General features: G+C 55.5%; 14 protein-coding genes and 2 tRNA genes. 7 read left to right on the forward strand and 9 right to left on the reverse strand.

Annotation, left to right across the window (positions count from 1 at the left end; all coding sequences use genetic code 11):
* Nucleotides 1-4: 4 nt before the first annotated feature.
* The 4 genes from H6815_08925 to H6815_08940 all read left to right on the forward strand — a co-directional run bounded on the left by H6815_08925 (nt 5) and on the right by H6815_08940 (nt 9,893).
* Nucleotides 5-5,275, forward strand: a complete 5,271-nt coding sequence (locus H6815_08925; protein ID MCB9860565.1) for a S8 family serine peptidase — start codon at nt 5-7, stop codon at nt 5,273-5,275.
* Between the two features lie 167 nt (nt 5,276-5,442).
* Nucleotides 5,443-5,515, forward strand: a tRNA-Lys gene (locus H6815_08930).
* A gap of 71 nt (nt 5,516-5,586) precedes the next feature.
* Nucleotides 5,587-8,838 (forward strand): DEAD/DEAH box helicase, encoded by a 3,252-nt coding sequence (locus H6815_08935; GenBank protein MCB9860566.1) that lies wholly within the window; start codon nt 5,587-5,589, stop codon nt 8,836-8,838.
* The gene (locus H6815_08940; GenBank protein ID MCB9860567.1) at nt 8,835-9,893 is read left to right on the forward strand and encodes a hypothetical protein; all 1,059 of its coding nucleotides are present in this window, start codon (nt 8,835-8,837) and stop codon (nt 9,891-9,893) included. Before H6815_08935 ends, H6815_08940 begins: the two co-directional genes overlap by 4 nt.
* Here H6815_08940 and H6815_08945 read toward each other — a convergent pair.
* From H6815_08945 to mntR, 6 genes are all read right to left on the reverse strand, one after another.
* Nucleotides 9,882-11,741: a hypothetical protein gene (locus H6815_08945; GenBank protein MCB9860568.1), complete on the reverse strand. Its 1,860-nt coding sequence runs from the start codon at nt 11,739-11,741 to the stop codon at nt 9,882-9,884. The genes H6815_08940 and H6815_08945 overlap by 12 nt on opposite strands.
* Nucleotides 11,742-11,817: 76 nt before the next feature.
* Nucleotides 11,818-13,167, reverse strand: a complete 1,350-nt coding sequence (locus H6815_08950) for a metal ABC transporter permease (protein MCB9860569.1) — start codon at nt 13,165-13,167, stop codon at nt 11,818-11,820.
* Nucleotides 13,164-14,471, reverse strand: a complete 1,308-nt coding sequence (locus H6815_08955; GenBank protein MCB9860570.1) for a metal ABC transporter permease — start codon at nt 14,469-14,471, stop codon at nt 13,164-13,166. Before H6815_08955 ends, H6815_08950 begins: the two co-directional genes overlap by 4 nt.
* A complete protein-coding gene (locus H6815_08960; protein ID MCB9860571.1) occupies nt 14,468-15,259 on the reverse strand; it encodes a metal ABC transporter ATP-binding protein in 792 nt (263 codons plus the stop codon). The genes H6815_08955 and H6815_08960 overlap by 4 nt, the downstream gene beginning before the upstream one ends.
* A 65-nt stretch (nt 15,260-15,324) precedes the next feature.
* Entirely contained in the window at nt 15,325-16,335 is a 1,011-nt protein-coding gene (locus tag H6815_08965) for a zinc ABC transporter substrate-binding protein (GenBank protein MCB9860572.1), read from the reverse strand.
* Nucleotides 16,336-16,451: 116 nt separating this feature from the next.
* Entirely contained in the window at nt 16,452-16,889 is a 438-nt protein-coding gene (mntR, locus tag H6815_08970) for a manganese-binding transcriptional regulator MntR (protein ID MCB9860573.1), read from the reverse strand.
* A gap of 441 nt (nt 16,890-17,330) precedes the next feature.
* On the opposite strand from mntR, the gene H6815_08975 reads away from it, so the two are divergent.
* Complete coding sequence (locus tag H6815_08975; protein ID MCB9860574.1) at nt 17,331-20,981, forward strand: C1 family peptidase; 3,651 nt, start codon at nt 17,331-17,333, stop codon at nt 20,979-20,981.
* Between the two features lie 68 nt (nt 20,982-21,049).
* Here H6815_08975 and H6815_08980 read toward each other — a convergent pair.
* The 3 genes from H6815_08980 to H6815_08990 form a co-directional block, all read right to left on the reverse strand.
* Nucleotides 21,050-21,138: transfer RNA gene (locus H6815_08980), tRNA-Ser, on the reverse strand.
* 231 nt (nt 21,139-21,369) lie between these two features.
* Nucleotides 21,370-21,633: a hypothetical protein gene (locus H6815_08985; GenBank protein MCB9860575.1), complete on the reverse strand. Its 264-nt coding sequence runs from the start codon at nt 21,631-21,633 to the stop codon at nt 21,370-21,372.
* A 223-nt stretch (nt 21,634-21,856) separates the two neighbouring features.
* Nucleotides 21,857-22,441 (reverse strand): hypothetical protein, encoded by a 585-nt coding sequence (locus H6815_08990; protein MCB9860576.1) that lies wholly within the window; start codon nt 22,439-22,441, stop codon nt 21,857-21,859.
* 195 nt (nt 22,442-22,636) lie between these two features.
* Here H6815_08990 and H6815_08995 point away from each other — a divergent pair, with 195 nt between their 5' ends.
* Nucleotides 22,637-22,885: a DNA-directed RNA polymerase subunit omega gene (locus H6815_08995; GenBank protein MCB9860577.1), complete on the forward strand. Its 249-nt coding sequence runs from the start codon at nt 22,637-22,639 to the stop codon at nt 22,883-22,885.
* 115 nt (nt 22,886-23,000) lie between these two features.
* Nucleotides 23,001-23,573 (forward strand): phosphopantothenoylcysteine decarboxylase, encoded by a 573-nt coding sequence (locus tag H6815_09000; GenBank protein MCB9860578.1) that lies wholly within the window; start codon nt 23,001-23,003, stop codon nt 23,571-23,573.
* The last annotated feature ends 112 nt before the right edge of the window (nt 23,574-23,685 follow it).

The following is a 23,685-nucleotide window of genomic DNA, read 5'->3' on the forward strand; positions in this document are numbered from 1 at the left end:
CAATATGTCTCAGCAGAACAAGCCCGCAAGCAGACTGGCCAACATCGCAGGACGTGCATCTATGAGCAGCGAGTCGACCATGTTCGAATCGCTTGAGCAGCGTGTGCTGCTCTCGACGAGTACTGATTTTGGCATGATTGATTGGGCTGGCGGCGAGATTGAGGCCCGGACAGGGTCATGGATTCTGACATTCGAACGTGCCATGTCCGAAGCGGAAAATCTGAGACTGGTGCAGGAAACGCTCTCGATTATTGACGTTGTGCCGGAAGAGGTGGAGTCAATCGGTCGGGGTCGGTATGCACGTGTCCAGTTGTCACAAGCGCTTGACTACGAGCATGTCATGTATGCCCGTGACGCGCATCGGGATGTGAAGGGATTTGAGCCGGACATTCTCTACAAGACAGATGCGATTCCAAACGATCCGTTCCTGAGTGAGCAGTGGCAGCTCTCTAATACAGGTCAATCAATCTTCTTTTCAGGGCCTGGAACCGCAGGAGCGGACATCAGTGCGATTGACGCATGGGATCTGACAAAGGGGTCGCCAAATGTGATCATCGCTGTGATTGATACAGGTGTCGATCTTGAACATCCGGATCTTGTTGACAACCTCTGGCACAACCCAAATGAGATCCCGGGCAACGGTCTTGATGACGATGCCAACGGATTTATTGACGATGTCATCGGGTGGGACTTTGGCGAAGGCGACAACAACCCGGATGACTCTTATGGGCATGGCACCGCGGTTGCTGGATTGATTGGCGCTACAGGCAACAACGGCATTGGCGTCACCGGTGTGAACTGGACTGTTGGTATTCTGCCGCTGAAGATCGCCGACAGATTCGGCAGCCTTTCGACAGCTGCGATTATCGCATCGCATGATTATGCCACGCTGATGATCGAGGAAGGCCATAACATTGTCGCATCAAACAACAGCTATGGTGGATATGACCAGTCGTTCTATGCCAATGCACCAACAGGGTTTGATGCAGAGCGTGACGCGATTGAGCGATTTATCGACGCGGGCGGTACATTCGTTGCTTCCGCTGGCAATGATTCGCACGACAACGATGATCCCCAGTTCACCGCGTTCCCAGCAACATACAACATTCCCGGATTGATCAGTGTTGCAGCTACAGACAATAACGATGGGCTTGCAGCATTCAGTAACTATGGCAGGGAATCGGTCGATATTGGCGCGCCCGGCGTTGATACGTACACCACGCAGAATGGCGGTGGGTATGAGTACTTTGGTGGCACGTCTGCTGCGGGACCGGTTGTAGCTGGTGTTGTCGGCCTGATCAAGGCGTACAAGCCCAATGCTTCACCCGTTGAGATTCGTGAAGCGCTTCTGAACAGTGCTGATCCCGTTCCGAGTCTGCAGGGCAAAGTTGTTTCCGGCGGCAGAGTGAATGCACTCCGTGCGTTGCAGATTGTTGGCCTGAATGGTCCGGTTGTGCGCAGCTTTGATCCGGGGCCGGTTGCGGTTTCGCCGGTCAGCACATTGTCCGTGACATTCAGTGAGCCAATCAATCCTGCGTTTGTCTCAACATCGGGTGTGGAGATCCGCTCCGGCGGCGTTGATGGGATCGTTGGAACATCAGACGATATCGTTGTGCCCGCATCGAGTGTGACGCTTTCGGCAGATGGGCTGACAGCAACGATTACTCCGTCATCACTGCTGCTTGTGAACAAGTATCGACTCACGTTGCAGCCCAACGGATTCCGCGATCTTGAGGGCAACTATCTTAACGGCAACGGAGCGTCGGGTGAGCAATCGTCATACGACTTCAGTTCGGTTGGTGTTGGCGCAAACTTTGAGCCGAACGATCGTTTGAACACCGCGACACCGGTGTCATTTAATGCGAATAGCGAAGCGGTCTTCCAGAACATTGTGTTGGGTGACGGCCCTGCAGGGCCGCTTGATGTAGACCTGTACCGCATCAACATGCCACGGGGTGGTCTTATCACAGCAGACATCGATGCGAAGGGCTTGACCAATCCGTCATCGCTCGACTCGTATCTGCGTCTGTTTGACGCAAACGGCATCGAGCTTGCCAGCAATGACCAGTTCCATGGCGAGGATAGCTATCTCGATTACTTCGTTACGACGGGTGGTACATACTATATTGGTGTTTCGGGTTTCCCGAATGATGATTACAGTCCGCAAGTGCTCGGCTCAGGTACCAGTCAGGAGACGGGGCCATACAAGCTGACGATTCGTGCTGATCTGATCAATGATGACACAATCAATGAGCCAGCAGTCATACCTTCGCCGATCGCAATTCCGGATCAGGGTTCGGGTGTGCTCGTCAACTCCGTCTCTATTACGGACGACCGTCTTGTGCTTGATGCGAATGTTGCCGTGAACATCAACCACCCGTTCACAAGTGACCTTCGTGTCAGTCTGCGATCACCACAGGGTACCGTCGTACGACTGATGAGTGCGAATGGTGGCTCCAACGCGTTCCAGGGCACACCTTCAAATCCGCAACCAGCCTTGTTTGATGATGAAGCGCTTGCCAAGATCTCAAACTCACCAGCACCATACGGAACAGGCTCATACCAGCCGCTTGATGCGCTGTCCGAGTTCGATGGTGAATCGGCTCTTGGCACATGGTCTTTGATCGTTGAGGATCTCTCGGGACTGAATACGGGAACGCTGGTTGACTGGTCTCTGGAACTCCACCTCAAGAGTGACATCTTTGGTCCGTTCGAGTTGAACGACACGATTTCCACTTCTCGCTCTTTGACAGAAATCAATGGTGCTGGTTCAGCTACCCGTGATGCACTGATTGGTGATGGCGGATTTGGATTGCGTGATGTAGACATCTTCTCGTTTGTTGCAGACGCCGGTAGCACGCTGAATATCTCTGTCAACGCGTCTGGTTCGCTTGACTCGGCGCTCCAGTTGTTCAACAGCCAGGGGCAGGTCATTAAACTGTCCAACCCAGCAGGTGAGAATGACTCAGCAATCCAGAACTTTGTCTTTGCCGAAGGCGGCCTGTACTACGTTGCTGTATCGGAAGCAAGCAATATCTCGTACTCACCGATTGTTGGTGGTTCGGGCTCAATTGCAGCCACGACTGGCAACTACACACTCAGTGTCGATGTAACCCCCGGCGTGAGCGACGGCAGCGTGACGCTTGCTGGTGATCTGCTCACCATTGGTGTTGACAATAACGGCGTACTTAACTCCGGCAGCGCTGGTCTTGAGTTCCAGGGTACAGAGTTCCTGTTTGGCAGTAACCCAAACCAGAGTACCTCGTACTTTGGGCTGGTTGCGTCTGGCTCCGGATTCCGGAATGATGGAAACAACGGTGCGTCAGCAGATCTGCCAATGAATGTTATCGATCAGAGCAGCGACAGCGTGAAGCGTTTGCTTACGCGTGGTGTGTTCCAGGGCATTGATGTGAGCCGATCGATCTCGTTTGCCGCAGATGGACAGGTGGCTGTCTTTGACGTGAAACTCGTGAACAACAGTGGCGCGGTGCTGACCGATGTAGCGTGGATGGAAGCGTTCAATCCCGAGCAGGGGCGCAACCTTGTGCCGAACTCTGCAAACACGTCTAACGATATTGTAAATGACAAACCGTTCGCTACAGCGAGTTATGTGTCGACGTTCTATCCGAACGGCATGACAGTTGGATTCGGTTCCGTCGATGACGACCCCCGTGCGCTTGCTACAACGCTAAGTGTGAACAACACGACAATACGTGATCCTGGTCGTTTGCTTGATGTTGGCGTGGTTGATCCCAACGGCAACTCAGAAAATCGTCTGCTCGCCCTCGCGTATGACATCGGCATCATGGATGTTGGTGATGCGACAACGCTTCGATACTACATGATGTTCGACTCATCAGAAGCTGGTGTGCTGACGATGTACGACACACTGAATGCTGGCACGGGCGAGGGGCTTCTTGCGAAGGATCGAGCAAACCCAGCGCTCGATCCGGCGGGACTGCCGACACTCCCGCACAAGTTCTACTACCCTGAGGGATATGCAAATGGTCGGGCGAGCACATTCGTGCCGATCGTGAATCCCAATAGTGAAGCAACGAGAGTGGTCGTGATCGCGCGGTATGAAACCGGCACGCGGGACGAGGTGATCTATGATTCCACAATCGCTGCAAACTCGCGTGGTGGTCTGACAATTACGACGCCGGAACTCTACGCGAATGACACACTCCTTGTGCGGAAAGATACGCCATACGCGCTAGAGATCAGATCCGAGCTTCCCGTTGGCGCAACGATGAGCCATTATGACTTTACAGGCTCAACCGGTGAGAACTTCACCAGCACAACAAGCACGCAGTGGAGCTTTGCCAACATCCGCAAGGGTGGAGAAGCGCGGGACTTCATCGTGTTCCAGAACACAACGGACACATTGCTGAAGGTCACCACGACGTTCTACCGTGCAAATGGCGGGCAGCCGATTGTCAAGACGTTCAATGTTCCGGCGTACCGTCGTGGCGGCTGGAATATTGATTCGGAAACTGACATCCCCAACGGCAACTATGCAGTCACTGTGACTGCGGCGTCGCCCATCGTTGTTGCGGTAACCAGCTTTAATCAGGATGAGCAGGGTGGCTCGGGTTCTCTGGCGGTGCCATCACTTGGCACAACATCCGGCGCACTTCCTGAAGGCCAGTACGGCTTGAACAGTGCAAAGGAAACGATCAGTATTCTGAACGCCAACAACGGCATCGCAACAGTCGCGTTGACATTCGCGTTTGATAACGGTTCAACGTATCGCCGCGATGTTCAGATCGCTGCTCGGAGCCGGGCAGATGTTGACGTGTCAACCCTTGTTGGATTCCCGACGGGTCGTTCGTACGCAGTGGAGTTTGAGGCGAACGTGCCAGTTTCGCTGTCGTCACCGACAGATGCGTTCTCTGATGTTCTCAGCAGCTCTTTCGAGACACGCACAGCAACTTACTGGCTGTTTGCCGAAGGGTTCAGGCCGATCGATACTTCGCTCGTCTCAGAGTATCTGCGTATCTACAACCCCAATGCGGTTGATACGCTGATGGAAATCGAGATGAAGTACACTGATGGCGAGGTCGAGAGCTATCGTCGCACTGTTGCGGCAGGTCGTGTGTCAGAGTTTGATGTGCATGAGTTTGTCAGTCTTGCGCGTCGCACTACCGATCAGTTCTACAGCATTTCCGTGAAGAGTGCTGAGGGTGTGGTTGCATTCTTCGGACATTCGGATGATTTCTTCCCAGGTGCGTTTGGCACACTGGGCACACCATTCGGAATTCGTGCGATCGTGTGATTTTCCACACATCTGAGAGTTTCTTCGGGTACACCGGCATACCGGGTGTGCCCGTTTTTCGTTATAGAAACATGAGTGAGGCAGGATGAGATCGAGTCGGAAGCCTGCTATAATCGCGGCCCTCGTTGGGGCAGACATCGTGGCGGTTGCATTTGCAATGTCACTCCGGGGGCGTAGCTCAGTTGGTAGAGCAGCGGCCTTTTAAGCCGTTTGTCCAGGGTTCGAGTCCCTGCGCCCCCATTGGTTCATGTGTGTTGTTCGATTCCCGACAGCATGTGGTGTCGTGCGGTCGGGCGCTAGAAGAAGGGTGCGTGCCACCGATGCGAGTCGTCCATGCGGCCTGGACCGGTGACTATCTGCTGTTATGGGCAGAAGACAGTGAGCGTGCGAAAACGCTGAAGCATCAGCCTGCATCTGAACTGAGTGAAGATCGGGTTCATCCGTTTACTTCAGATGCGGACACACTGCTGAAAGATATCTTTGCTTCACTTGATCACGAGCAACGTGAATCAGTTCGGACTGCATGCAGTACCGAGGCCTATCAGTTTGTACTGCCAGAGTATGATGGCGTGCCGATACCCAGCCCCTCTGCGACCGATTCTGCCGCATTGCACGCAACCTCTGCGCGAACGAATCGCGCCGGAACTGCAACAGTTGAGTGTGAGACATATCAGATCCCATGCGTGCGAGTGGCAAAGCATGTTGTGCAGACTGTGCTTGAGGCGCTGCTTTCACCTCGCGGTCGTGAGCATGTGAATGCAGGTGGTTCGCTGCATTTCTTTGGTGCATGTGCGAAGTTGGCAGATGCGGTTGTCGTAAGCCAGCGATACATTCCCATGCTTGCACAGGATCTTGCGGGAGCGACCGAGGCTCGCTGGCATCCGTGGATCAGCGACAGCCGATTCGGTGGGTATGTGGGCACGCTGATTGAGGCGATGCCGGTCAGCGCCCGAGCACTTGTTAGCACACATGAGCATCAGCCGTGGCCGATTGTTGAGTCGTTTCTTGCAGCGTTGATCGATGCCGACTGCCGAACCGGGTTTGTTTCTGACAATCTCATCGAGACAGTGGAGGATCGCGACGCTGGCGAGGATCCGCATGTGGCTCTGCTTGGTGGATTGCTTGGAAGCGAGACCGAGATCAAGATCGATCGCGCGGGACGAACGAATCTGGTGAAGGGTGTTCGCCGTTGGCTTGCTGGTCTTGAGGATCGTGGGACAAACACGCAATGGCAGATGGTGATGCGTGTTGCAGAGCCGGTGGATGTTGACCTTGTGCGTGATCTTGAAGCACCACCTGACGCGATGACGTGGGATCTGACATTCCATCTGCGTGCGGTCGATGCGCCACGCATCCAGATCGATGCGTCCGATGTGTGGATGTTGTCTGCTGATGGCATCACGATCGAGGGACGCAGGCTTGATTCGCCGCACGAACTAATTCTTGGCGAGCTTGCTCGTGCCGCACGTATGTTCAAACCGATCGAGCGCGTGCTTCGCGAAGCGGAACCCGCCTCGGTCTCACTGGTGACGCGCGATGCATACAAGTTCCTGCGCGAAGCAGCACCACTGCTGACAGAGCAGGGTTTCCATGTTGAGGCACCCGCATGGTGGGATCTTCCAACAATTCGTATTGGTGCGCGGCTGCACATTGACACCGACCCGATTGAGTCGATTATGGAAGGCGCTGGTGTGCCCGGCGCAGCAAGACCACGCGTCGGTCTTGGCTCACTCGTTGACTATCGCTGGGAACTTGAGATCGGCGGAGCAACGCTCACCATTGCTGAGTTTGAGCAGCTTGCACTCCAGAAGTCACCGTTGGTACGTATCAACGGACAATGGGTCGAGATCAGACCTGAGGATGTCAAGGCTGCGATGGCGTTTGTGCGCGATCGACCTGCTGGAAAAATGAGCGTCCTCGAAGCCATTCGTGTTGGATACGGAGTGGCTAGCGAAGACGTGAATGTTTCGGTGCTGGGTATCGAAGCGACCGGATGGGTTAAAGCGCTGCTCGGTGAGGATGTCGGTTCGCGACCGGTGCCGGATATTGCGCAGCCGCAGGATTTTCACGGCACACTCCGCCCATACCAGTTGCGCGGCTTGAGCTGGCTTGCATTTCTGGAACAGTTTGGTCTTGGTGCGTGTCTTGCTGACGACATGGGTCTCGGTAAGACGATCCAGTTGCTTGCACTGATGCAACTCGAGCGTGAGCGGATATTCCAGGAAACGGAGAGTAATGGAGGCGTGCCGCCGGAGCATCGACCGACACTGCTCATCGTGCCAACCAGTGTTGTTGGGAACTGGGTGCATGAAGCGCAGCGGTTCTGCCCGACTCTGCGTGTGCTTGTGCATCACGGACCTGATCGAATGCAGATGCAGGACTTTGTTGGGCAGGTGCAGAACGCTGATGCAGTCATCACGACGTACTCACTGTCACATCGTGATCGTGAAACACTTGGTCTTGTGCACTGGGGCCGTGTTGTGCTTGATGAAGCGCAGTTCATCAAGAATCCGTCGAGCAAGCAGACGCAGGCGGTTCGCGCGTTGGAAGCCGATCGTCGGATTGCATTGACAGGTACACCTGTCGAGAACAGGCTCGCAGAGCTCTGGTCCATCATGGACTTCCTGAATCCGGGATATCTTGGGAGTGCGCAGGGATTCCGCAAACGCTTTGCGATTCCGATCGAGCGCTATCGCGATCAGTCGCGATCGGTGCAGTTGCGCCATGTCATCCAGCCGTTTATCCTGCGCCGCCTGAAGAGCGATCCAGGGGTTATTACCGACCTTCCCGAGAAGATCGAGTCGCGCGAGTATGCAGCGCTGACTTCAGAGCAGGCGGAACTCTACGAGTCATGTGTGTCACGCATGATCAAGCAGATCGAAACATCCGACGGCATCCAGCGTCGCGGGCTTGTGCTTGCAGCGCTCATTCGTCTGAAGCAGATCTGTAACCATCCGACGCAGGTGCTGCATGATTGTCCTGAAGGTTCGGTGACATCACCCGAGCCCGCGCGCAGCGGCAAATCGATGCGTTTGCTGGAGATGCTCGAAGAGGTGCTTGATCGTGGTGAGCAGGCGATCATCTTCTCACAGTTCAGGCAGATGGGATCGATACTCCAGCGCATGATTGAGACAAAGTTCAAACGCGATGTGCTGTTCCTGCACGGCGGCGTGCCGAGCCATCAGCGCGACGAACTTGTGCGCAAGTTCCAGGCTGCCGATGGGCAGTACCCGGTGCTGGTGGCAAGTCTCAAAGCCGGTGGTGTCGGTCTGAACCTGACCGCTGCATCGCACGTGTTCCATTACGATCGTTGGTGGAACCCCGCGGTCGAGAATCAGGCGACAGACCGTGCGTACCGCATTGGCCAGATGAAAACGGTGCATGTCCACAAGTTTGTTGTCAGCGGCACACTCGAGGAACGAATCGATGAGATGATCGAGATGAAGACTGAGCTGTCCGAGCGCATCATCGGTTCGGGTGAGCGCTGGCTGACAGAGCTTGATACAGACCAACTGCGGAACCTGCTGACGCTGAACCACGATGCGATTGAGGTGGGAGCATGAGTCCGATCGACCCGCGCGAACCATTACGAAAACCGGACGAGAACACACGTCGTGGTGTTCCCGCGGGACTTCCGCTACCAAGCAGGATGGTTCCCCGTGCGCCGACAAATCTCCCGCCGCGCGATGCCGCGGGCAGACCGCCGCTTGCAAAGCCGCGGCGCGTGCGATCAGGCTTGAAACTGCAGGTTGCTGACGCAACATTCACAGAGTTCTGGGCTGCGCGATCGTTCCTTGATCTTATCGAGCCGAAAGTTGATGACGAGAAACGCGAGCTTGGTCTTGAGTATGCACGTCTCGGGCAAACACGAAGATTGATCGTTGAGCCGGGCGAGATTACCGGCATGGTGCAGGGGCGTGCGGAGCGCAGCTACACCAGCACGATCAGGGTTGACACGTTTTCACGAGAGCAGTGGGAGCGTGTGATCGCGATCATGAGCGAGCAGACGAGATACGCTGCGCGCATTATCGCTGGCGAACTCCCCGAAGACGCAGTCGAACTCTTTGCTGCGTCCGGAATGGCGTTGTATCCGCAGACATCTGACGACCTCAGACCATCGTGCACCTGCGAGATGCCGGGCGGCAAGCCGCGCACCGACTGGTGCAGGCACACCATGTGCGTTGCGTTCCTGATTGCGGAGCGTCTGATGCAGGACCAGCTCATGATGTTCCGCCTGCGTGGCATGCCCGCGAGCGATCTGCTCGATCGCATGCGCGAGCATCGCGCGATGTCGGGCTCATCCGGTACTGTCCCGGTGTATCAGCCCGGTGTGCCGGGCGTGTCCGATCAGCAGGCAAGACCAATCAACGAGTGCGCTGCCGAGTTCTGGGATGAGAACCCGGATCTTGAGCTGATGGATTTTCCACTGGAACTGCCCGACCCGACGCATCCACTCCTGCGCAGGCTTGGACCGAGCCCGTTTGAGACAGGCAAGTTTCCTCTGGTTGGACTACTTGCAACGTGCTACGACATCGCGTCCGAGCAAGTGCTTGCGCGTGCAAAGGCGCAGCGCAGACTTGATGATGCAGCTGATGTGCAGGACGATCTAGCGAACTGACAGCGCGCTCGGTGAGGCCGTAGACAGTCTGAGCGTCCAGTCTCCCAGCACACTCCAGAAGTAGGATCGTTTGCGCCCGATGTCACCGCCCGCCTTGCCCCATGTGGCAGCGTGCGATTCGATATCAAAGTATGCAGCCCATGCTGCACCAAATGTGCCGCCGTCTCGAAGTGTTTCAGCAAACCCCTGTGGTTCGTCGTAGAACACCTTTGCGCGACCAACAAGCGCAAGCCCGTTGCCGAAGAACAGGAGTGCTTCTCCGCCCTGGCGCAGGTTGTATGACGGATCGTCGTAGGGTTTCTTCGTACCGTTGGTGGGCGAGATGCCGTTGCACCCGGTGTGATGGTAAAACGCAGGCTCGGGTGCGAATGCGTTGTTCTCATACATTGATCTGAGCAGGAACCAGTCGAGGAATCCACCCTTGCACGCCGCTTCGAGTGATGGTACGAGTGTGTCACCCTTCTGCGTCCATGACCACGGCGTGCCATTGAGCCGCTCGTCGATGTTTGCTATCTTTGTTTTCTTGAAGACGCTGCCGTACTCGTTGCTGTGTGCGCGGATCGTGCGCAGCACCGCGGGTGATGCCGACCAGTCCATGAAGTTGGCAAGCGTTGGATCTTTGTGAACATCTGCGTTCGGTTTGTCCGCATCAACCCACTCGCTGCCAGCCTGCTGCATGATCTTGTAACCCGAACCAAGATCGCACGCAAGCGACGATGGCCTCCACGCGATGGTTGACTGCCCCGTGCGGTAGGCGTGGTTGCGATCAAAGTACTCAATCAGAAGCTTGCGCTCGAGCACCTCGTCGCGCTCCCAGATCTTCGAGTTCCAGTTTGGTACGTCGTCCTTTGACGCGAACTTGACTGCCTGGGGTTTGCCCTGACTGTCGAGCAAGTGGTTTCCATCAATGCCGACAATACTCTGCTTCGGCCTCAGCGCGATCCCATAGGTGTCGATCCGCGACACCATGATGTCAGGATGTGCGATGACATTGGGGAGCAGCCTATCAATGCGAGCAACCTCGTGGTCGCCTGTCGTATCGAACAGGTGCACTGCTGTACCAGCAGGATTGCCTTCCGCGTCGTACTGCTCAGAGAACTCAATCTTGCCATCGGAGACATGGAAGAAGTCCTCGTATGTGACAGAACCCCTCTCAATGTCCTTGCAGAGTCCGCCGTTGGCGGGGACGGTGCCGTCTGGAAAGACCGCAACAACGGTTTCGAGCTTTGTCTTTGGCTGGACGTAAATGTCTTCCCAGTTGCCATCAAGATCCGACAGTACGATGTCGGCGCGGCGTGCAACATCCTCCGGGACACGGCGAAGAAATCGTGTGTCCTTGTATGTTGCTTCGTTTTCTGATTTTTTGTGGAGTGTGATGTCGCCTTTCTTGCGCCAGTTGCACGTTCGCACGATAATCGCATCGGGAAAATGTCCGACGAGGATCACGCCCGCGAGATTGATATTCTCATCGTTGTCGATGCTCCGTAGGAACTCGCGGAGCGCGAGGATGTACGCGCCGTCCTGATGAAGCTGACTCTTCCCGAGTGTGACACCTATAGCACTCGCTCGATATCCTTCTCGCGCAAGATCGTTGACCAGTCGATCGACCGATGGTCTGACCGATTCCATGCCCATCATTGCGTGCAGGAGCCGATCTTCAACAAGCACCAGAACATGTTTTTTGGTTACGCCTGACTGCATGAACGGCGCGAGCATGACAATCTCGGGCGAGCCATCATTGTTCCAGTCGTAGTTTGTAAATGCTTCGCATTGCTGAATAACAACGTCCTGTCCGAATGTGCTGGCACCGAGCAACAACACACTGGCAAGTGCTGTGAATATCTTCATAGACGCGTTCCTTGTGTGATCGTGCAGGTGTGTCACACATAGTACACGATTTGCACAATGCGTGCGTTCTCGCAGGCTATCGGTCGGCTGATGGGATCGGTTTACCGTGCGGATCGGTCTCCCGCTTGATCTCGGGTTCGATAGTGGTGCCTCGTCTGCGGCGGGCGTGCTCAAGTTGTTCGGCTGTTTCATGGACATGATCCGGACGGAGTCCGGCCTCTTCCACGAGATACGTTTCCCAGAGCCTGTGCCTGCGTACCAGTTCTGCAGCTTGCTTTCGACCTGCATCCGTCAGCGAGACGGTTGCCTGTGTCAGTGTGACAAGGTGCTGTGCGCTGGCGTGCTTGTAAACACGGTCAGAGAACGACTGCAACTCTGACGACGTGCGCGGCACTTCGGATGTTGCCGCACTCGATTCTGCAATGCGATAGAGCGTCCCGATGAGATTCTCAACAAGCACACGCTCCTGCACCGCACGCTGAGCACGCATCTGTCCAACCAGTCCGTGCGTTGGTGAGAACACAACCGCGAGTCCAAGCGCAACACCCGATGTCACCGCGATCGTGCCCGCGGTGCTGATGCCGTTGGGAAAGCCGATGTGTGGCGCAATCCACGAGGCAAACGCGTATCCAGCAACAGACGTTATTGCAGCGATCAGCACGCTCAATATCACGTGGACGTGCAACCGATCTGTCAGTATTCGTGCGCTTGCTGCGGGGCAGATAAGCAGGGCAATGACAAGTATGGATCCGACAGCTTCGAAGGAAGCAACGGTTGCGATCGCGACGAGAATCATGAGCACAGCGTTGATCGCGCCAGCACGAAATTCCAAGCTGCTGGCGAGTCCAGGATCAAAGCTCGCGATGCGCAGCTCCTTGAATGCGAGCACGATAACACCTGAAATAAGTACCATCACGACTAGTGCAGTCGGGAGTTGCCTCGGAATGCCTGTTGTTGCGCTGGTATATGTTGTGATGGAGAAATACCCGCTCCATTCCTTTGGTGCGCCCCACCATGCGAGCCCTTCCAGCACGCCGTGCAGCACGCAGTCCGGGTCGAGGTCAACATCCCGCGCACCAACCTCGATCAGCACGACACCGAGCGCGAAGAGTACAGAGAAGACAACACCCATCGCTGCGCCGGGCTCGACTTTTCCAAACCGCTTGACGATCTCGATCAGGAGCACCGTGCCAACACCGGCGATTGCTGCACCAACAAGCATTGCTGTTGAGCTTCGCGTTCCCAGAAGCAGGAAGGACGCAGCAAGACCCGGCAAAACAGAGTGGGAGATCGCGTCTCCCATCATGCTCTGCCTGCGCAGGACAAGAAAACTGCCGAGCAGAGCGCACGTGATCGCAACGAACAAGGCTGTCAGCATTGGCACGAGATCGGTCACGACAAAGCGATGGATCAGGTCGGGCATCATGATGTGCCTGCTCCGATGCTCGCGAGTGAAGGCACGATGATCCCTCGCTGTGCGAGCGCACCTTCCAGTCGTTGCACGAGCTCTTCCGAAAGCACGTGCTCAACCTGATCGACTGACCAGTCGACGTGCGATGGTGCGATATCTGCGTACGAGATCAGATACTGCTCCCACAGCCTGTGGTTGCGTGCAATGCGCAGGGCATGCCGATGTCCTTTTTCCGTCAGAGCGTGTGTGTTGCCGGTGGATTTGATCAGCGAAGCGATCCTTGCGCAGAGGGCAACCCGCCATGCCTTCCCGTGCGTCCAGCCAAGGTGGTGAGCAATGTCGGATATGGATGACAGCTTTGAAGAGTGTGCGTTTGTCTGAAGCTCAAGCAGCGCTTCTACAAGATGGTCAATGCTGAGCTTGATGCGGAGTGATTGATGCTGCACAATACCCGCAATCATGCCGCGCTTTGGTGCTAAGAGAAGGCTGATCGTAAAGATGACGCCCGAGGTGAGCACGATGACCGCGCCAGCTGGCAATCCGGCTGCGGATGCGCTTGTGACCGCGCCGAGATATCCGCTCATTGCACCGAAGATGCCCGATACAGCGACAAATCGTGAGAGCCTGTTTGTCCAGAATCGTGCAGCGGTGGGGGGGATGATGAGCAGCGCAACGATGAGAAGCAAGCCAACGGCCTGCAACCCAGCAACAGTCACCAGCACGACAAGAGCCATCATCGCAACATCGATGATCGTGACAGGCCAGCCCGTTACTTTGGCAAACTCATCGTTGAAGCAGACAACTGCAAACTCCTTGAGCAGCAGCAGTGTTGCAACAATCGCAACGAATGCGATGCATCCCATGAAGATGGCATCGCGTGTTCGCATCGCAGCGGTTTGCCCATAGATAAATGTGCCGAGTCCACCCTGTGTGCCCTGTGGCATGGACTGGATGATGCTGAGAAGCACAATGCCAACACCGAACGAGACGCTCAGCACAATGCCGATCGCAGCGTCCTCGCGAAGGCGGGTCTTCCGAACGAGCCCCTGCACACTCAGGATCGCAAGAACACCCGTGATCGCAGCACCGACAAGGAGCACGGACAGATTCTTTCCAGAAAACCCGAGCAGGTTCATGAGAATGAACGCACCAGCAACCCCCGGCAGAGACGCATGGCTGAGTGCGTCCGCCATGAGGGCACGCTTGCGCAGCAAAGCGAGCGAACCAATCAACCCCGCAGCGAGACCAATCAGCATTGCTGCAAGCACAACAACAGTTGTGTTGAAGCCTGCCTGGAATGTCAGTGCGTTCCAGATCATCGTGCGCCACCGAGTCGTGCAACGGCTTCGCTCGCTTCAGCGAGCAGCGTCAGCCTGCCGCCATATGTCTTGCGGAGATTCTCTTCGGTAAACACCTCGTCAACTGGCCCTGCAGCAACGACACGCATGTTCATAAGCACAGCGATGTCGAAGTATGTTGGCACAGTCTGGAGATCGTGGTGGACACAAAGCACTGTGCGGCCAGAGGAGCGGATCTCGCGCAACACTTCGATGATGGCACGTTCGGTTGCAGCATCAACGCCAGCGAAGGGTTCGTCCATGAAGTAGAGATCGGACTCTTGCGCCAGGGCGCGGGCGAGAAACACACGCTGTTGTTGTCCGCCGGAAAGCTGGCTGATCTGACGCTTTGCAAAGGCTCCCATGCCGACCCGATCGAGACACCGTTGCCCGTGCTCCTTGTGTGACTTTCTGACACGCCGGAACCAGCCGATCTTCCCGTACATTCCCATGCACACAACATCGAGCGCCGATACCGGAAAGTCCCAGTCAACGCTCTCCCGCTGGGGGACGTATCCGATGCGATGACGTGCGGTGTCGTATGACTGCCCCCAGAACTCGACGCGACCAGCAGCACGCGGGACAAGCCCGAGGCACGCTTTGATGAGTGTGCTCTTTCCTGCGCCGTTCGGTCCCACAATTGCTGAGAGTGTTCCAGCAGGGATATCGAGATCGACATCCCACAGCACCGGTTTGCGGTTGTATGCGACTGTCATCGCGTGGATAGAGAGCGGGCTGCTGGCTGAGTGTTCCGGCCGATCAGCAAGCATGCTGTGGACAGGCGCATCAGTCGGTGCGTGTTCTGTTTCGTGGCCCGCGTGTGGCATCTCTGTTTTCACCGGGCATTCTCCGAGAGTGTGCCGTGCAGACCGTGTTCGGGGACATTCCCGCCGAGTGCGTGCACGATCGTCGTCACGTTGTGATCGATCATGCCGATGTAGGTCCCCTCGTACGTGCCCGATGTGCCCATGGCATCGCTGAACAACGTTCCACCAATGGAGACGGTTTGTCCCTGTGCCTTCGCACCGTCGATCAGCGCGCGGATATTGCGATCGGAGACTGTGGACTCGACGAACACAGCAGGAACCTTCTTTTCGACCAGTAGCGATACAAGGCGTTCAATGTCGCGAACGCCAGCCTCGGATTCTGTGCTGATTCCCTGGATTCCAACAACGTCGATGTTGTACTCCCGCCCAAAGTATCCGAACGCGTCGTGTGCTGTTACAAGTACTCGCTGTGATTCCGGGATGGTGAGCACAGCCTGTGCTGCGTATGTATGCAGTTCATCGATCGAAGCAAGATAGACTGCGGTGTTCGCGTCGTACTCATCAGCATGCGCTGGGTCGTGTTGCTTCAGACTGTTACGCGCAGCTTCAACAACTGCACTCCATAGCCTCGGTGACATCCACACATGTGGATCGGGATGTCCCTCAAACTCTGCGGGCGATCGCAGTTCCGCATGTGGCAGAGTTTCACCGAGCGCAACAACTGCTTTTCCTGCGTTTGACGCATTCTGGAATGTCTCCGCCATCTTTCCTTCGAGCAGCAACCCGTTCGTAAAGACAATGTCGGCATCCATAATCTGCTGGATGTCGGCACGTGTTGGCTTGTACAGATGCGGATCGACACCAGCTCCCATCAGTGCATGCACGGTCGCGTGCTCGCCTGCGATGTTCTGGACAATGTCGGCAACCATACCAGTTGTACAAACAATGCGAATGGCGTTGCTGGACGTGGTGATTGGGCTGCTCGGGCGCTTCGTGCATGCAGCAATACTCATCAAAGCACAAAGCGAGCACAGGGCACACAGAATTGTGGCGAGAACGGTGGCTAGTCGTGCTGACATGATGCTTGTCCTTGGGCGATTGTGCCTTCAAAAATGTAGCCAAGGCTACACTTGAGTTGGTATCGAGTCAAGGCACACCAGAGCTAAGCGAAAGTGCGGGTAAAGACTGGAAACGGCTATTTGTCAGCAGCTTTGACGAAACGTTCCATGGCTCGAAGCGTTTTCGGGCTCACGTGGTGCTCGATCCCTTCTGCATCAATCTGGGCGGTCTTTGTGTCAACACCGAGCGCCAGCAGGAATCTGACGACTGTTTCGTGGCGTTCCCGTGCGTGCTGGGCCATCTTTTGGCCCTTCGGTGTCAACTCCACCGGTTTGTACGGCATAGTCCGGACCAAGCCATCACGCACGAGCCTCCCTATCGCCTTGTTGACGGTGACGTGGCTCACACCGAAATGCCTCGCAAGATCGACGAGTTTGCACACCGTCCTCGATTCGATAATGTCGTGGATTGCTTCAACATAATCCTCGGTCAGCTCCGATGAGTGCGCCCGACGAACCTGCGCGTGGCCATCAGGAGTGGGGCGGAGTGTGCGTGATCGTTCGGATGCTGGCATTGTGCTGATGGTAGCAGACAACGACGATGAGCAACCTGCTTGGGTTGATCGAATCATGGTGAGTTGCTCCAGTATGGAGCGGCGTCTTGACCCAATATGAAAGCTCGAAGTTGAGATCCTTACTGAGTCTGTGCTTCGCGACGACGGGGGATATGCGCTTGGGTGAGTCGCGCACGTGCAGGTGTTGTGCAGCACGAATCATGATGCAACAGCCATGTAACTGTACACGCAACTCGAATCATCATGCCGAACCATGAGTACCCTCGCATCCACATTGGTGAGCGATCAGGGTTGCCCTGTGATGGCTGCGTTGTTTCTGGTCCGGAAATCCAATCCGGCACGTGTTTATGAGAACAACATGGAGCTTTGGCAGCGTGCTCATTGTCTTTGCTGCGGACGCATGGTCCGAAATGACGATTCGGTACAGTAATGATAAAGAAGATGAAGACTGCATGGATTGCTCTTGTCACACTCGCGCTTTGTACGAGTTCGACCTTCTCACAGACGGGCAGCATCGACCCGACACGTGAGGAACTGGACACGCTGACGAAGTTTGTACCTTCAGAGATTGAGTTGATCGAGCAGCCCTCGGTTGATCTTCGTCGCTGGATGCCACCGGTCGGTGAGCAGTTAATGAATGACTGCACAGCGTGGGCGATGGCATACGGCGCAAAGACGTATGCCGAAGCTCGTGATCAGAACTGGAAACCGGATGCACCCTCTCGCATCTTCTCTCCCCGATTTGTGTACAACCAGATCAACAAAGGTGTTGATGAGGGCTCGAACTTCATCCAGGCAACAATTCTGATGGCTGACAAAGGTGCTGCGACACTCGCGACAGAGCCGTACAGACCGGGGGATTATTCATCTCAGCCGTCTGAAAGGGCGAAGGCAGAGGCCAAGGCCTTTCCGGTCTATGACGCCATGCTGGTTGACAGCCGTATAGGCATTCGGCGTGCGCTGCAGCGGCGCGAGGTTGTTGTGTTCGGCGCCCATGTGGGGCCGGCATTTCTGTCGGGGCGATTTGAAGAGTACACGCCAACACTGTTCACTGCGGACAGCAAAAACAGAAAACCAGGGCAGCCGCACGGCAAGCACGCTATGGTCATCGTCGGGTACGACGACCAGCGCGGGTGTTTTCTTGTTCAGAACTCATGGGGTACTGACTGGGCCTGGCACGGCTATGCATGGGTCGCGTATGAGTTGTTCGACGACATTCGTATCGAAGCAGACGGCATGGTGTTCTGCAACTGGGCTTGTACGCTTCTCGATGTTGAAGAGCCTGTGACAATCGGTACCGATGGAGTGCCAAAGCCCGCGCCGAAGGATCTCAAAACGCTTCATGTGAAAGGCCACTCCGACATTGTCAGATACGACCCCGATCTTGAGAAGTATGTCTACATCTTTACTGCGCAGGTGCAGGGACAGCGTGAAGCGCTGACTGATATTGAGAAAGTCGAGTGGGCGTGGACCAACGAGTTCAACAAAGCAGAGTCCTACACGTCAGACATATCTGAGATGCGATTTGCAATCATTGCGGGAACAGTCCTGAATCCACTGAAGATCGATGCCACCCTGCACATGAAGGACGGCACTCGCAGGAAGATCTCAGGCGAACTTGTCGGCCCGAATCCGAAGGCGGATTTTCGTGATGCGACGATCTACTTCCATGACGACTACTTTGGAAATCTTGTCAACAACAAGGCAACGTGGGAATGGGAAGCGAAGCTCGACTATCCGCTTGAGCAGCGCATGGACATTGTGAAGGTCGTCTGGAACGTTGGCAACATGAACTGGCGCGATCCGGTGCAGGTGAATGACGGGTTTAATGGCCCACCGGCTGAAGAACACGCGTTTGGATTTGCCAATGTGCCAAACGAGGTGTCGGCTGAGATTCACTATAACGATGGCGGCATCAAGGTGGTGAAGGGTCATCCCGGCAAGTTCAAGGATCCGATTGAGGACTTCTTCCATATCGATGTCGAGAAACATCTTGCAGGAGTGCATACGTCTGGTGAGCCGCTCTACGCGGTGCGACTGTCGCTCGACTATCCCAAGCAGCGTCAGTTTGATGTGAAACGAGTGCTGTACGAGGTTGATGCGCACATCGCACCCGATGCGTTGCTTGGATACCAGACCTTTGACAACTATCAAGTCTTTCTCGAAACCCACAGAGATTTTCGTCTGCACGCAACAGTCGAGTTCGAGAACGGAACCACACAGACATTCAACGAGTGGGTGACATTGGCAGATGACACAAAGTACAGCAACCCGTTGCGCATGGAGCTTGCTGTCACCGATTGGTATCAAGGGAACAACGGCGGTGCGAGCTACGCGATCCGGTACGAGATCATCGGTGATCGCGAGACAGTTGACGGCATCAAGGAAGTCCGGTATCGGGAACTGAACCATCCCGAGTGGTCGCCTGTTGTCGTGCCTGCGGATGGAACCGGGCGGTTTGTGCGTTCGACGACGTGGAGTGAATCATTCGTTGATCTTGCAGCCACAGTTGTTTTTACGGATGGTGCCGAACTGGAACTCAAGAAACAGCATACACGCACGTCGGCTGTGAACGATGTATTGGGGTTCAAACTAGCCGTTGAAAAACGTGACAAGCTGAAGATTCTACAGGACCCCCATCTCCTGTACGAGTACACCATCTCGCTTGAAGGCCCGTATTACCGCTCCCGCCAGATTCATTCCGTTGACTGGTACCACACAGTTGGAGAGCGTCGGGAAAAAACAGTCCATCCTGTGAACTGGGTGATGTGGCCGGAAGCATTTCAGTTCAACAGCTCGTTCGACAAGCCTTTCGAGTTGACAGCGGTGCTCCACGACTACCTCGGATTTCAGGAGTACATCACAGTTCCTGTTTCTGCGATGTCTGTTGGTGATCGCAGACCTGCAATGCGATTGTCCGTGCGAGAAAAGTTCTATGCGTATGACGACAAGAAGGAGCCGCAGTGGGATGTCAGGCTGGAGTTGCAGCAGGACTATGCGAGAATGCCATCAAAGCCGACAAAGGTGGAGTACTTGTTTACCTCTCTTGTCAGCGGCGCGAAGACGCAGGCATTTGAGCGTGACCCGGGCACATGGACGCACTTCTATCTGAAAGAACCACAGCTTGTGACAGCAGAAGTGACGTTTGAAAACGGCACAACGCAGACAATCAGTAATGTTGCACATACCAATGCTCCACGCAGTGACTCTCCAGTTCGGATTGATGCATTCCGCCAGCTTGCAACTGGAGATACACGCAGGTACATGATTATCGTTGATGGCTGGGAGAACTCACGGAAAGCAGTTCGTCACATCGTAATGGATGCGCCCGGGGAAGATCAGGACAAAGACTATTCATACAGTGAGGGTGCGGTTCCGGACCCAATGCACTTCACGTACACTGCGCCGGACGCAACACCACATGACATCAAGATTACTGTGACCTTTGCATCGGGCAACTCGTACGATTACATTGTCAAGCTTCCGAACGAGAAAACCACGCTCACTGTGGACGTAGAGCAACGGTACTGGGGCGATGGACAATGGGAAGCAACACTGACTCCAACCGCTGATTGGTGGCCATATCTTGCGCAACGCACATACTGGAAGGGTGGGTTTGGATACTACTTCTTCGATAATGTGCATGCATGGCCGCCTGGCTCTGTTCGAATCAGAACACAGCCCGGCAATCTGAAAGTCCAGCCGTATCCGACACGGGACGGCGATGCGGTTGAGAACAGCGTTGTCCTGATTGGTCCGAAGCAAGGCGAGGATGACTGGAAGTCACATGTGACAGAATCCCTTGTCATGCGCAAGGACAGGCCAACTGCAACGTCAGGAAGCAAGTCGCCGAACGAATGGGTGGCGTACATTGATGGCCCTGAAAAGGACATGATTCGTATCGATCACGTGACGTACACATGGCGTGAAGGCGAGAGCACGCGCCAGTTCAGTGTGTCTGATCGATGGGGCGAGTTCCGCCGCGGGTATGAAGCCCGCGTGGTGACAGATCCGGAGATGCCAACTGTCAAAGCAGTTGTGACTTTCAAGGACGGCTCAACGACCACATTCGGATCATTGGATCCAAAGTAAACCAACTGTCACAAACGCTGGCACGCAATATACAAAAAACGCCCCAGAGATGCTGGGGCGTTTTTCAACGGAGAGGGTGGGATTCGAACCCACGTTACAAGTTACCTCGTAAACACGGATTCCAGCCGTGCGCCTTCAACCACTCAGCCACCTCTCCAATGGTGGTCAGCCGGATCGCAGGACCGGCTGAAAACGGAAACACGCGGATGCCCGCGTGAGGAGCAAACGATACACCCGTGCATGTGGATCGGCTACCTCTTGAGACGGATCCAGTGTCCTCTAAAAACACGAGCGTCCGATGGTTGATCGGACGCTTGTGGGTGCTTTGCTGCGATAGATATGCCTGCACGTGCCGAGGGATTCGGGCGATGAGGCGGGAGAAACGTCTTCAGTTCTCTTCCGTGGTATCAATCAGCTTGCGAAGGTACTGGTTTTCGCGGCGGGTTGCTTCCAGATCGAAGACAAGGTATTTCACGCTGACGCGGAGGTAGTCGAGTGATTCCTGGAGTTCAGCAACGGATTTTTTCATCCGATTGTGGCGGGCCTTGGTCTCTTCCGCGAGTTTGCGGAGTCGATCCTGATCCTTTGGGTCGAGGGTGTCGATCTTGCCGACAAGCTCTTCGAGACGTGCCTGGAACTCATTCTCTGTCATTTCTCTCTCCTGTCATCTCTTTCGATGGATACGTCCAGCGGATGGGCGTGGGACTCGCGGCACACGCCAGACACGATGAACCTACCCCAGCCTCACAAAAGTGCCAGCGTTTGGGTTTGATTCGTTCACATTCTGTGAAGCCGATGCCCATCCAACCGGACCATGTGACAGAGCCTGCGCAGCTCTAATAAGGAAAACCACGCAGAAAGGGAGGCAAGACAAGTTATTTGGACGTGGCTTTGAGTGCCCGTTGTACAGCCAACTGGGTCTGACGGTCAACTGCTGCAAGGATTTTCACCATCTCAGGATGGCATTCGCGTTTTCCGATCTCCACGATCTGCCGCAGTGCCGAATCCCGGTTGAGACGGTACTTCTCGAAGTAGTTTTCGAGCTGTCCACGAGTGAATACTGCCAGAGGCTCAGGAAGGCCGGTCTGGACAGCTGCCCAGTCAACAAGTGACCTTGGTTCGGTGGTCCAGCGGAACAACCCGAGGCAAGCCTGGAATCGCTCGGCAACTGGCACTCGCCGGTCCGTAATCTTCTCCGGCAATCGCCCGAATCGGGCCCGGACATCGTCCTCTGTAGCGTTTTCAAGCCAGGCAGGGAGGGCAACCTTAGAACCGTCTCCCTCCATGGCTCTTGGTTGGAGTGTTGTGTCCGGGTCGTCGGCTGAGACTATGGGCGCGATGGCGGTCGCCACGGTTTTCAACCCACCTCTATCAAACCGGATTTGGAGACGCTGGCAGGCTTTCTCTTGAACTGTCACACGCTCGGCCTTTGCCACCGTCCCCGTACCCCATTCGGGCATTGACTGATGGCGGACTCTGTCTCCGACCTGGAACAACTTTCTGGGTTCGGTGTTTGTCATTCTGGGTCGAAGTGGGGTGTGTGACGGATTTCGGCAGGACACGCGCGTTTGCGTGGACTATAGTCAAGGCTCAGATGCTCGCTGGACCACGGGTCGGTTTGTGCGAGCACCAACGTACAGTGAGGTATCAACGCAATGATCGAAGCTCTCAAGAGCAACGAAGTTGTCGACAAGGTCGGTGGTCGATTCAAGCTCTGCGCGCTGATCCAGCGCCGGCTTGAGGAACTTCTTGACGGCGCACGCCCCATGGTCGAGCGCAACGGTCGATCCGACCTGCAAATTGTTGTTGACGAGATCGAGCAGGGTTTGATCGACATCGAGTACGCCACCGGCGATGACAGTGCCGACGAACTCGAGTTGTCGGACACGGTAGCGCTGCTCTGACGCGTCACATCATCACACGCGCTGCATCCAACCGGCAGTGGCAGCAATGATGGCACATCGGCACAACGACACTTCCGGATCAGAAGCCAGCCCGGCTGTTGATCTGTCATCCTGCATGCACAAACACGTATTTGTTGGTGTGTGCGGCGGTATCAGTGCGTACAAGATCTGCCATGTTGTGAGCAGACTCGCACAAGCAGGTGCTGACGTGACGGTTGCGATGACCGATGCTGCTCAGCGGTTCGTTGGTCCTCTCACATTTCAGGCGCTGTCTGCAAAGCCAGTCATAACTGATGTGTTTGAGCATGTGAGCGTTCGTGATGATGGCAGGCTCGATCCGCAGCATGTGTCGCTGGCTCGCTCAGTTGATGTCGCGATTGTGGCACCTTGCACAATGGACTGTCTTGCACGACTCGCGCATGGACATGCGAGCGATCCAGTGTGTCTTGTCCTTTCAGCGGTTGATCTGAAACGGACACCCATCCTGCTCGCGCCAGCGATGAACGCCGCGATGTGGGGGCAGGCATCCACGAAGCGGAACGTGGAGACACTCAAGGCCGACGGATTTGTGTTTGTCGGTCCTGACTCCGGCTGGCAGGCATGCAGGACCGATGGCGAGGGGCGGATGGCGGAACCTGATGAAATTCTCGCACGAGTTGCTGAGATCTGTGCTGGACAGCCCAACTGATTCAAACACCGATGTCGCCGATCTGAAACTGGGTGCTTAGGATTGCGGCCCATTGGAGCCGGTTCTGTGGCTCTTTGTCCGAATCATCTGGTGGGGACAGGCATGCAATGTC

This window comes from Phycisphaeraceae bacterium, from assembly GCA_020639155.1.
Classification (GTDB): Bacteria; Planctomycetota; Phycisphaerae; order Phycisphaerales; family UBA1924; genus JACKHF01.

Bases quoted from the DNA above. Each gene is read 5' to 3' on its own strand.
- H6815_08925 (MCB9860565.1), top strand. From the start codon at position 5: ATGTCTCAGCAGAACAAGCCCGCAAGCAGACTGGCCAACATCGCAGGA.
- H6815_08940 (MCB9860567.1), top strand. From the start codon at position 8,835: ATGAGTCCGATCGACCCGCGCGAACCATTACGAAAACCGGACGAGAAC.
- H6815_08945 (MCB9860568.1), bottom strand. From the start codon at position 11,741: ATGAAGATATTCACAGCACTTGCCAGTGTGTTGTTGCTCGGTGCCAGC.
- H6815_08950 (MCB9860569.1), bottom strand. From the start codon at position 13,167: ATGATGCCCGACCTGATCCATCGCTTTGTCGTGACCGATCTCGTGCCA.
- H6815_08955 (MCB9860570.1), bottom strand. From the start codon at position 14,471: ATGATCTGGAACGCACTGACATTCCAGGCAGGCTTCAACACAACTGTT.
- H6815_08960 (MCB9860571.1), bottom strand. From the start codon at position 15,259: ATGCTTGCTGATCGGCCGGAACACTCAGCCAGCAGCCCGCTCTCTATC.
- H6815_08965 (MCB9860572.1), bottom strand. From the start codon at position 16,335: ATGTCAGCACGACTAGCCACCGTTCTCGCCACAATTCTGTGTGCCCTG.
- mntR (MCB9860573.1), bottom strand. From the start codon at position 16,889: ATGCCAGCATCCGAACGATCACGCACACTCCGCCCCACTCCTGATGGC.
- H6815_08975 (MCB9860574.1), top strand. From the start codon at position 17,331: ATGAAGACTGCATGGATTGCTCTTGTCACACTCGCGCTTTGTACGAGT.
- H6815_08985 (MCB9860575.1), bottom strand. From the start codon at position 21,633: ATGACAGAGAATGAGTTCCAGGCACGTCTCGAAGAGCTTGTCGGCAAG.
- H6815_08990 (MCB9860576.1), bottom strand. From the start codon at position 22,441: ATGCCCGAATGGGGTACGGGGACGGTGGCAAAGGCCGAGCGTGTGACA.
- H6815_08995 (MCB9860577.1), top strand. From the start codon at position 22,637: ATGATCGAAGCTCTCAAGAGCAACGAAGTTGTCGACAAGGTCGGTGGT.
- H6815_09000 (MCB9860578.1), top strand. From the start codon at position 23,001: ATGCACAAACACGTATTTGTTGGTGTGTGCGGCGGTATCAGTGCGTAC.